Annotated in this window: 10 protein-coding genes and 1 tRNA gene; 5 read left to right on the forward strand and 6 right to left on the reverse strand. The window is 65.6% G+C overall.

All coding sequences use genetic code 11. The features are described 5' to 3' along the window. Positions 1-110: 110 nt before the first annotated feature. Positions 111-938, forward strand: coding sequence for a helix-turn-helix transcriptional regulator (locus DD542_RS22185; RefSeq protein ID WP_127807102.1), 828 nt, complete (start codon positions 111-113; stop codon positions 936-938). Continuing rightward, a complete protein-coding gene (locus DD542_RS22190) occupies positions 935-1,816 on the forward strand; it encodes a DUF364 domain-containing protein (RefSeq protein WP_127807103.1) in 882 nt (293 codons plus the stop codon). Before DD542_RS22185 ends, DD542_RS22190 begins: the two co-directional genes overlap by 4 nt. Before the next feature lie 13 nt (positions 1,817-1,829). Here DD542_RS22190 and DD542_RS22195 read toward each other — a convergent pair whose 3' ends face one another. The 4 genes from DD542_RS22195 to DD542_RS22210 all read right to left on the reverse strand — a co-directional run bounded on the left by DD542_RS22195 (position 1,830) and on the right by DD542_RS22210 (position 4,301). Beyond that, positions 1,830-2,426: a hypothetical protein gene (locus tag DD542_RS22195; RefSeq protein WP_127807104.1), complete on the reverse strand. Its 597-nt coding sequence runs from the start codon at positions 2,424-2,426 to the stop codon at positions 1,830-1,832. A gap of 351 nt (positions 2,427-2,777) precedes the next feature. Then, positions 2,778-2,867 (reverse strand) — tRNA-Ser (locus tag DD542_RS22200). A 39-nt stretch (positions 2,868-2,906) separates the two neighbouring features. After that, on the reverse strand, positions 2,907-3,824 hold the full coding sequence (locus DD542_RS22205) for a stomatin-like protein (protein ID WP_066159640.1): 918 nt from the start codon (positions 3,822-3,824) through the stop codon (positions 2,907-2,909). Between the two features lie 51 nt (positions 3,825-3,875). Continuing rightward, positions 3,876-4,301: an NfeD family protein gene (locus DD542_RS22210; protein WP_066159643.1), complete on the reverse strand. Its 426-nt coding sequence runs from the start codon at positions 4,299-4,301 to the stop codon at positions 3,876-3,878. A 159-nt stretch (positions 4,302-4,460) separates the two neighbouring features. Here DD542_RS22210 and DD542_RS22215 point away from each other — a divergent pair, with 159 nt between their 5' ends. Both DD542_RS22215 and DD542_RS22220 read left to right on the forward strand, forming a co-directional pair. Further along, on the forward strand, positions 4,461-6,755 hold the full coding sequence (locus tag DD542_RS22215) for an arginine/lysine/ornithine decarboxylase (protein ID WP_066159646.1): 2,295 nt from the start codon (positions 4,461-4,463) through the stop codon (positions 6,753-6,755). A 29-nt stretch (positions 6,756-6,784) separates the two neighbouring features. Next, the gene (locus DD542_RS22220) at positions 6,785-7,003 is read left to right on the forward strand and encodes a YdcH family protein (RefSeq protein WP_066159651.1); all 219 of its coding nucleotides are present in this window, start codon (positions 6,785-6,787) and stop codon (positions 7,001-7,003) included. Positions 7,004-7,012: 9 nt separating this feature from the next. Here DD542_RS22220 and DD542_RS22225 read toward each other — a convergent pair whose 3' ends face one another. Both DD542_RS22225 and fabI read right to left on the reverse strand, forming a co-directional pair. Continuing rightward, entirely contained in the window at positions 7,013-7,879 is an 867-nt protein-coding gene (locus DD542_RS22225) for a DNA ligase (protein ID WP_127807105.1), read from the reverse strand. A 28-nt stretch (positions 7,880-7,907) separates the two neighbouring features. After that, the gene (gene fabI / locus DD542_RS22230; RefSeq protein WP_066159654.1) at positions 7,908-8,705 is read right to left on the reverse strand and encodes an enoyl-ACP reductase FabI; all 798 of its coding nucleotides are present in this window, start codon (positions 8,703-8,705) and stop codon (positions 7,908-7,910) included. A 101-nt stretch (positions 8,706-8,806) separates the two neighbouring features. Between fabI and DD542_RS22235 the strand changes: the two genes are divergently transcribed. Continuing rightward, complete coding sequence (locus DD542_RS22235) at positions 8,807-10,588, forward strand: extracellular solute-binding protein (protein WP_241559825.1); 1,782 nt, start codon at positions 8,807-8,809, stop codon at positions 10,586-10,588. Position 10,589 lies beyond the last annotated feature (1 nt).

A 10,589-nucleotide genomic window follows, 5' to 3' on the forward strand; every position in this document is an offset into this window, starting at 1 on the left:
TGGACTCCTTGAAGTGAAACGATGGGAGCCCGATGCTCGGCGCCGCAGGGCATGGCGTCCATGACCTCGCAGGTCATGGTTCAAGCGGCGTCCGGGCCTACCATGTGCCCATGTCGAACGCCGCCCTTCCCCACGCCAGCAGCCGCCTCTCGGTCGGCGACCACCTGCGCCACTGGCGCCAGCTGCGCCACCTCAGCCAGCAGGACCTCGCGCTCGACGCCGAGCTCTCGACCCGGCACCTGAGCTGTGTCGAGACCGGCAAAGCCAGCCCCAGCCGCGAGCTGGTGCTGCGCCTGTGCGAACGGCTGGCAGTGCCGCTGCGCGAGCGCAATACGTGGCTGGTGGCGGCCGGCTACGCGCCCATGTACCGCGAACAGCGGCTGGACGAGCCGGTGATGGACGCGGCGCGGCGAGCGGTGCAGCACATCCTCGACAGCCACGAACCCTGGCCCGCCGTGGCCTTCGACCGCCACTGGCACATGGTGCTGTCCAACCGCATGGTCGCGCCGCTGCTGAGCGGCGTCGACCCGGCCCTGCTGCAGCCGCCGGTGAGCCTGCTGCGCGTGAGCCTACACCCAGGCGGCCTGGCGCCGCGCATTGCCAACCTCGACCAGTGGCGCGAGCACCTGTTCGCGCGGCTGCAGCAGCAGATCCGCGCCACCGGCGACGAGGCCCTGGCGGACCTGCTCGCCGAGCTGCGCGCCTACCCGGGGCAGGCGCCGGGGTCCGCCGCGCGCCTGGCCGGCGAGCACCCGGGGGTGCTGATGCCCTTCCTGGTCCATACCCCGGCCGGCGTGCTGCACCTGATCAGCACCACCACCGTGTTCGGCTCGCCCGCCGACATCACCTTGCAGGAGCTGGCGCTGGAGACCTTCTTTCCCGGCGACGAAGCCACGGCACAGGCGCTGCGCGCGCTCGCCGCTACCATGGCCGCATGAACCAGCGCCAGAACCGGACTCCGATCTCCACCGCCCTGCTCCAGCAGCTCGCCGCCATCGCCACCCGATGGCCGAGTCCGAAGGTCCGGCGCCTGCACATCCCGCAGCGCCCCGGCGAACCGGGCGAACACGACGCCGAGTTCTGCGCCATCGAGCTGGAAGACGGCGCCTTCGGCCTGTCCTACATCCTGCTCGGGGGCACGCTCGACCACCTGCTCGCCCGGCACGGCAGCGACCGGCACGACGCGCTGGCGGGCGCCGACCCGATGGCACTGGCGCAGCGGCTGGCCGGTGGCGACGAGGTGGAGCGCGCGGTCGCGCTGGCCGCGGTCAACGCGCTGACCGACTCGGTCTGGCGACGCATCGGCTACACGCCACCGCCGGCCGGCAACTCGCTGGGCGATGTGGTGCTCGGTCCGCAGGACCACCTGGGCATGATCGGCTTCTTCCCGCCGCTGGTGCGGCGTGTCGACGAAGCCGGCGGACGCCTGACCGTGGTGGAGATGAACGCGGAGATGGTGGCGCGGCAGCGGGAGCGTTTTCCGAAGGTGCACATCACGCTGGACCGCTCGCCGCTGGCCGCCTGCAACACCGTGGTCGGCACCTCGACCATGCTGCTCAACGATTCTCTGGACGAGATGCTGGCGGCGGCACCGAACGCCACACGCTTCGCCGTCATCGGCCCTTCGGCCGGCCTCTGGCCTGACGCACTGTTCGAGCGCGGGGTGAGCCTGCTGGGCGGCACCCAGGTGATCGATGGCGCATCCTTCGCCGAGGCCATGGCCACCGGTGCGTCGTGGAGTTCTGCCAGCCGCAAGTTTGCGATTGCGCGCGACGGCTGGCCGGGCTGGGCGGCCTTCACGGGCGGCCCGGCCTGAAACGGACACCCGATCAGAAGGTGCGCGTTTCGTTGCGGCTGCCCGCCGCGATGGACAGTCCCCATTGCGCAAAGGTGATGGTGGAACCGTCGGAGGAGCCGTTGAAGCGCACGCCCAGCGCCTCCTCACCATCGATCCACAGCACCTGGCTGGTGGTGCCCCCCTGCGACACGGCCACGGGCACCCGCTGGATCACTTCCCCCCGGGTCATGCCAGGGCGCAAGGCCAGGAAGGCCTGGTAGAGGGTGCCGGTGCCGCCACCGCCATTGCCCGCAAAGCGGAAGGTGCGCAGATAGGAGCGCCCGGTGGTGCGGTCGGTCCAGCGGGCCGTCGCGATCCGGTCGCCGGAGAAAGTCACCTCCAGGATTTCTGTATCGGTCTCCCAGCGCAGCACCGAGGCCGAGGTACCGGACACCGGCGCCCGGTTGACCAGGCGCTGCACATCGTCCCGGGTCATGCCGGCGCGCAGGTCGTTGAAGGCGGCGGAGAGCGGCTGGTCGTCGCCGTCATCGCCACCACCACAACCGGTCAGCGCCAGCCCGAGGCCGGACAGAAGACCCAGACCCAGCTGGCGACGGCTCAGCGCGGGATAGCGGAATGGCTTGTTCATTGTGAGTTCCTCCTGATGTATTGAAAGGCGTGGCAGGACGTCCCGCCACGTCCGGGCCGGATGTTAGCGGCGGCCACCCTGTGCCAAACCGTCACCAGCCATGAAAAACGGCCCCGAACAGTCCGTGTCAGAACACTAACAAGACGCTGAAGAGCTGTGCACAATGCCTCGCAACGTGAGTTGCGGGGCATTGCTATCACGCGGTTCCGGCCACCAGCCCTGGGTCAAAGTTCAATCGGCAGGGTGGGTCAAGATTCAGTCGGCGCCGACACCCATGACGACCTACCGCAAGCTGTTGATTTCCAAAAAGTCCTTAAAAAACAAAGGCCCACAAGGGGCCTATGTTGATCGTGGCGGAGAGGGCGGGATTCGAACCCGCGGTGGGGATTAGCCCACACACGCTTTCCAGGCGTGCGACTTAAACCGCTCATCCACCTCTCCGCGAAGCCTGCGATTGTAGCAGGCTGCAGGGCGTTGTTTTCAGGCCTTTGCCTTGGTCGTGCCGATCATCTGCATGGCTGAGCCGATGAGAGCCGAGACCTCGCTCATGTTGCCGGGGACGATGAGCGTGGTGGTGGCGTCGGCAGCCACCTTGCCGTAGGCATCCACGGCGCGTTCGGCCACCTTGAGCTGGACGGCCTGCTCGCCGCCTGGTTGCCGGATGGCGGTGGCGATGCGCTCGATGGCCTGGGCCGTGGCATCAGCCACTGCGGTGATTGCTGCGGCCTCGCCCTGGGCCTGGTTGATGGCGGCCTGCTTTTCACCCTCCGAGCGGGCAATGAAGGCCTCGCGCTCGCCGGTGGCAATGTTGATCTGCTCCTGACGGCGGCCCTCGGAGGCGGCAATCAGTGCGCGCTTTTCGCGCTCGGCCGTGATCTGCTGCTGCATGGCGTGCAGGATCTCCTTGGGTGGCGTCAGGTCCTTGATCTCGTAGCGCAGCACCTTGACCCCCCAGTTCAGCGCCGCCTCGTCGATGGCCTGCACCACCTGCGCGTTGATGATGTCGCGCTCCTCGAAAGTCTTGTCGAGTTCCAGCTTGCCGATCACCGAGCGCAGCGAGGTCTGTGCGAGTTGGGTCACGGCGACGATGTAGTTGGAAGAGCCGTAGCTGGCGCGCATCGGGTCGGTCACCTGGAAGTAGAGGATGCCGTCCACCTGCAGCTGGGTGTTGTCGCGTGTGATGCAGACTTGGCTGGGCACATCCAGCGGGATCTCCTTGAGGCTGTGCTTGTAGGCGACTTTGTCGATGAAGGGCACCAGAAAGTTGAGACCCGGTGCCAACGATGCGTGGTACTTGCCCAGGCGTTCGACCACCCAGGCATTCTGCTGGGGCACGACCTTGACTGCCCGGATGATGAAGATCGCCGCGATGATGAAAAGAAACAGTGCGATTTCCATGGTGATGTCCCTGTACAGTTGGAAGATTGATGATGGAAGGTTGTTGGGAGATCAGGCCTTCTCGACCTTGAGCCGGTTGCCCACCAGTTCCGTGACCCTGTAATTGCCGGCTTCCGCCACCTGGCCTTGTTCAAGCACGGCGGTCCACTGTGCGCCCCGGTAGCGCACGCTGGCGGTGCCATCGGACTGCCAGTTGTCCACGTGCAGCGTTTCCCCGACGTCCAGGTTGACGCTGCGCAGGGACCGGACCGATGGATCTCCTTTGCGTTTGCGGCGTTGCAGGTGCCCGATGACCACGGCTGCCGCCCCGATCAAGGCTGCAGCCACCAGCTGTCCGGAGAAAGAGAGTCCCAGGTGGGCGGCGAGGGCACCGGCAGCCAGCCCGACCGCCAGCATGAGCAGGTAGAAGGTGCCGGTAAAAAGCTCCAGCGCCACCAGCGCCGCAGCCATCAACCACCACATGGTCGACTCGTCCATTGAACATCCTCCTCGATAGATGCCACACCATGTCTGGCAAGCGCCACATTCTGCGTCAAAAGCCCTGCGACAGAAGTTCAGCGTCATGTGATTTCCGTACACTTGCCCGCTTCCTGGCCCTTCCCACCCGCCCCGGCTCGCACCGGCTGGAGATACGCGATGAAATTCCGCTTTCCCATCGTCATCATCGACGAGGACTTCCGTTCCGAAAACACGTCTGGCCTGGGGATCCGCGCCCTGGCACAGGCCATTGAAAGCGAAGGCTTCGAAGTGGTGGGCGTGACGAGCTACGGCGACCTTTCACAGTTTGCGCAGCAGCAGTCGCGCGCCAGCGCCTTCATCCTGTCCATCGACGACGAGGAGTTCACCCCGGGGCCTGATCTGGACCCAGCGGTGCTGAATCTTCGCAACTTCATCGAGGAAGTGCGCCGCAAGAACGCCGAGGTGCCGATCTACGTGCATGGCGAGACCAAGACCAGCCGCCACCTGCCCAACGACGTGCTGCGCGAGCTGCATGGCTTCATCCACATGTTCGAGGACACGCCGGAGTTCGTGGCGCGCCACATCATCCGCGAGGCCAAGAGCTATCTCGAAGGCATCCAGCCGCCGTTTTTCAAGGCCCTGCTGGACTATGCGGAAGATGGTTCTTATTCATGGCACTGCCCTGGTCACTCGGGTGGAGTGGCTTTCCTCAAGAGCCCGGTGGGCCAGATGTACCACCAGTTCTATGGTGAGAACATGCTGCGCGCCGACGTGTGCAACGCGGTGGAGGAGCTCGGCCAGCTGCTGGACCACAACGGCGCCATTGGTGCGAGCGAGCGCAACGCCGCACGCATCTTCAATGCCGACCACTGCTACTTCGTGACCAACGGCACGTCGACGTCGAACAAGATGGTCTGGCACCACACGGTGGCGCCGGGCGATGTGGTGGTGGTGGACCGGAACTGCCACAAGTCCATCCTGCACTCGATCATCATGACGGGTGCGATACCCGTGTTCCTCAAACCCACGCGCAACCACTACGGCATCATCGGTCCGATCCCGCAGGCCGAGTTCGAGGTCGATGCCATCAAGGCCAAGATTCGCGCCAATCCGCTGCTCGCCGGAGTGGATGCCGACAAGGTCAAGCCGCGCATCCTGACACTGACGCAGTCCACCTACGACGGCGTGCTCTACAACACTGAGACCATCAAGAACCTGCTCGATGGCTGGGTGGACAACCTCCACTTCGACGAGGCCTGGCTGCCGCACGCGGCCTTCCATCCCTTCTACGGCAGCTTCCACGCCATGGGCAAGAAGCGCGCGCGTCCGCAGCATTCGGTGGTGTACGCCACGCAGTCCATCCACAAGCTGCTGGCCGGCATCAGCCAGGCCAGCCATGTGCTGGTGCAGGATTCCCAGAGCACCAAACTCGACCGCCACCTCTTCAACGAGGCCTACCTGATGCACACCAGCACCAGCCCGCAGTACAGCATCATCGCAAGCTGCGACGTGGCCGCTGCCATGATGGAGCCGCCGGGCGGCACGGCGCTCGTGGAAGAGAGCATTGCCGAGGCGCTCGACTTCAGACGTGCCATGCGCAAGGTGGAGGCCGAGTTCGGGCAGGACGACTGGTGGTTCCAGGTCTGGGGGCCGGACAGCCTGGTGGAGGAGGGTGTGGGCAGGGCCAGCGACTGGGTGCTCAAGCGCACCGACGCAGATGGCGTGCAGCCCTCGGATGGTGAGGAAGCCTGGCACGGCTTCGGCGACATGGCGCCGGGCTTCAACATGCTCGATCCGATCAAGGCCACCATCGTGACGCCGGGCCTGAACCTCAAGGGCGACTTCGCCGCCACCGGCATCCCGGCATCCATCGTCACCAAGTTCCTGGCGGAACACGGCGTGGTGGTGGAGAAGACCGGGCTGTACTCGTTCTTCATCATGTTCACCATCGGCATCACCAAGGGCCGCTGGAACACGCTGCTGACGGCGCTGCAGCAGTTCAAGGACGACTATGCCAAGAACCAGCCGATGTGGCGGATCATGCCGGAGTTCTGCGCCAAGCAGCCGCGCTACGAGCAGATGGGTCTTCGCGACCTGTGCCAGCATGTGCACGCGCTCTACGCCAAGTACGATATTGCACGCCTGACCACCGACATGTACCTGAGCGACCACACGCCGGCCATGAAGCCCAGCGACGCGTTCGCGCACATCGCGCACCGCACGACGCAGCGCGTGCCTATCGACGATCTGGAAGGGCGCATCACCACCAGCCTGGTGACGCCGTACCCGCCGGGCATTCCGCTGCTGATTCCGGGTGAGGTGTTCAACAAGAAGATCGTGGACTACCTCAAGTTCAACCGCGAGTTTGCCCGTGAATGCCCTGGGTTCGAGACCGATATCCATGGCTTGGTGCAGGAGGTCGGGCTCGACGGCGTGGTCAGCTACTTTGCGGACTGTGTGAAGGCGGGGTAAGCTGGCATCCCGACACCAGAGGAGCACCGATGTTTCCCGAATACCGCGATCTGATCACAAGCCTCAAGGGCCACGATCACCACTTCACCCGGCTGTTCGACAAGCACAACGAGCTCGATCAGCAGATCAGGAACAAGGAAGCCCACATCGAACCGGGCACGCAACTGGAGATCGAGCGGCTGAAAAAGGAGAAGCTCGCCCTCAAGGATCAGATCTACGCGCACCTGCGCCAGGTGTCTGGCGCCTGACGGACAAAGTCAGCGGGCGGGTGGCCGGTAGTCCGGGCGCTCGCGCAGGAAGCTGGCGAACCGGGGCAGCCCGCTGTCGTGCAGACCCCGGTAGCGGTAGGTGATCCAGCTGCCGACGGAGGGCGGACGTTCACGCTGCGCGTCTGAGAAACCCGTGCCCAGCCGGAAGCGCTGGCCGTCGGGCGTCTCGACCCACAGCGCGCCCATCCGCCCGGCATGCCGTCCTTTGCCGGGCACGTAGGACAGTACGCGCGCCTCGGCATCGTCAAACGGCTTGAGCTTGACCAGGTCGTCGCCCCGCACCGCGCGGTAGGGCGAATCTCCTCGGTGCAGCATCAGGCCCTCGGCGCCCGCCTGTATGTCGGTCTTGAGCCGGCGCTGCAGCGTGGTGTGGTCGGTGATTTTCTCCTGGGGCACGGCCACCACCCACGGCAGATCAAGCTGGCGCACCAGCGCCTGGTAAGCCGCCAGCCGCTCATCGAACAGGCCTGGATGGGCGGGCAGATCGAACACCATGAAGCGGATGCGACGCCAGGCCTCGTCGCTGGCCTGCAACTGGCGCACGGTGCCACTGACTTCCTCGAAACGGCCGCGCCCGGCCCACAGCTCGCCGTCCATGGGCGTGGGTGGCCAACCCTGCGTGAACCAGACGGGTGGCGACAGCGGCTCACCACCCCGGGTCCACAGGCGCTGCCCGTCCCAGTAGCCACGCACGCCGTCGTATTTTTCACTGACCCAGTAGGCCGAAAGATCCAGTCCGGGCCGGTACTTGCCCGCCAGCATCAGGGCCGGTGGCGCGTCGGCCGCCAGCGATGCCAAAGGGCACAAAAAAACACCGGCGATGGCAGCGAGGACGCTGCGTCGACCGGTGCCCATGGTAGTCATCGCGAAGGAAAAAGAACGGTCAGGAGACCGACTCGCTGTCCTTGCTGATGCCGGCGGTCTGGCTGAAGCCGCAGTCCACGTAGGTGATTTCGGACGTCACGCCCGAGGCCAGGTCCGACAGCAGGAAGGCGGCCACGTTGCCGACGTCCTCGATCGTGACGTTGCGGCGCAGCGGGGAGGCCGCGGCCACATAGCCCAGCAGCTTGCCGAAGTCCTTGATGCCGCTGGCGGCCAGGGTCTTGATCGGGCCGGCGCTGATGCCGTTGACCCGCATGCCGCGCGGGCCCAGCGATTCCGCCAGGTAGCGCACGCTGGCTTCCAGGCTGGCCTTGGCCAGGCCCATGGTGTTGTAGTTCGGGATGGTGCGCAGCGCCCCCAGGTAGCTCAGCGTCAGCAGCGCCGCGTTGGCATTGAGGTAGGGCAGGGCGGCCTTGGCCATGGCCGGGAAGCTGTAGGCGCTGATGTCGTGGGCGATGCGGAAGTTCTCGCGCGTCAGGCCGTCGAGGAAGTCGCCGGCAATCGCCTCGCGCGGGGCGAAACCGATGCTGTGCACGAAGCCGTCGAACGTCGGCCAGGTCTGCGACAGATCGGCAAACAGCTTCTCGATCTGGGCATCGTCGCCGACGTCGCAATCGAAGATGAGGTTCGAGTTGAAATCGGCCGCAAATTCGGTGATGCGGTCCTTGAAGCGTTCGCCCACGTAGCTGAAGGCCAGCTCGGCCCCTTGCGCATGACAGGCCTTGGCAATGCCGTAGGCGATGGACCGGTTGGACAGCACGCCCGTGATCAGCAGTTTCTTGCCGGCGAGAAAACCCATTGTTCAGACTCCAGAAAAATTTCCCGCAGAATTGTCGCATGCAAGCCCATCGAGCCTTTTCCCTTCGCCTGTGGCGCCTTCTGGTGGCCGTCGGCGTTGCGATGGCTTCGCTGCCGGCCTGGGCCGCACACGGCTATGCGCTCTGGGGTGAACTGCGGTATCCGCCTGGCTTCACGCACTTCGCCTATGTGAATCCCGATGCGCCCAAGGGCGGTGAACTGCGCCTGGTCAGTAACCTGCGGGTCTCCACCTTCGACAAGTACAACCCGTTCACCCTGCGCGGCAATGCGCCGGCTTACCTGTCGTCGCTGATGTTCGACAGCCTGCTCACAGGGGCGCTGGACGAAAACGGCTCGGCCTACGGCCTGCTGGCCTCGGATGTGGTGCTGGCGCCCGACCGGTTGTCGGTGACCTTTCGCATCCGGCCAGAGGCAAAGTTCCACAACGGACAGCCGGTGCTGGCCGCTGACGTGAAGCACAGCTACGAGACGCTGATCGGCCCCCACACCTCGCCGGCCTACAAAACGATTCTGGAAGACGTGGCTGGTGTGGACGTGGTCGATGAGCGCACGGTGCGCTACCGGTTCAGGAAGTTCAACCGCGAACTGCCGCTGACGGTGGGCGGCCTGCCGGTGTTCAGCCGCGACTGGGGCGACGAGAAAGATCCGAAGACCGGCCAGCGCAAGAGCTTCGACCAAGTGGTGATGGACATCCCCATCGGCAGCGGGCCCTACAAGATCGGGCCGGTGCGCTTCGGCAAGGACATCACCTACGTGCGCGACCCGGCCTACTGGGCGAAGGACCTGCCGGTGCGCCGCGGCACGGCCAACTTCGACCGCATCACCGTCAAGATTTACAAGGACAACACGGCGCGGCTGGAGGCGCTCAAGGCGGGCGAGTTCGACCTGATGCGCTTCTTTTCGGCCGGCGACTGGGCGCGGCGCGTCAACGGCAAGCGCTTTGACAGCGGCGAACTGGTCAAGGCCGAGTTCGTGCACAAACAGCCCACCGGTTTCCAGAGCTATGTGCTCAACACCCGCCGCCCGCCGCTCGACGACATCCGCGTGCGGCAGGCGCTGGGCTTGGCGCTGGACTACGAATGGATGAACCGGCAAATGTTCTACGGCGCCTACCAGCGGGTGCAGGGGCTGTTCGGCAACACCGACTGCTCAGCCGAGGGGGCACCGTCCCCGGCCGAGCTGGCTCTGTTGTCACCCTGGCGTGCGCAACTGCCGCCCGCCGTCTTCGGCCCGGCCTACCGCTCGCCGCGCACCGACGGGGATGACTCGCTGCGCGGCAACCTTCGCAAGGCACAGGCCCTGCTGCGCGAGGCCGGCTGGGCGGTGAAAGACGGCGCGCTGCGCAACGCGAAGGGCGAGGCCATGGTGCTGGAGTATCTCGACAGCCAGGAAACGGGTGCGCGCGTGGTGACGCCCTGGTCGCGCAACCTCGCCAAGCTGGGCGTCCAGCTGAGTTTTCGTCCGGTGGATTTCGCGCTGTATCAGCAGCGCTTGCGCACGTTCAACTTCGACATCACATCGATCGCGTACGGTGGCACGCACAACCCCGGTCCGGAATACGCCGACCTGTTCGGCAGCAAGGCCGCCGACATCGAAGACTCGGGCAACATGGCCGGCGTGAAAAGCCCGGCAGTCGACGACCTGATCGGCCGAATGGTCGGCGCCGACACCCGTCCCGAGTTCCTGGCCGCCTGCCGTTCGCTGGAGCGTGCCATCACGCACAGCCACTATCTGGTGCCGCAATGGTCTTCCAGCACGCACCGCATGGTCTACAACGCCTGGCGCCTCGCCCGTCCGGATGCCATGCCTCCCTATGCCACCGGCGAGGACTGGGCGATCGACACCTGGTGGGCGAAACCCTGAT

The organism is Hydrogenophaga sp. NH-16, from assembly GCF_004006415.1.
Classification (GTDB): domain Bacteria; phylum Pseudomonadota; class Gammaproteobacteria; order Burkholderiales; family Burkholderiaceae_C; genus Hydrogenophaga; species Hydrogenophaga pseudoflava.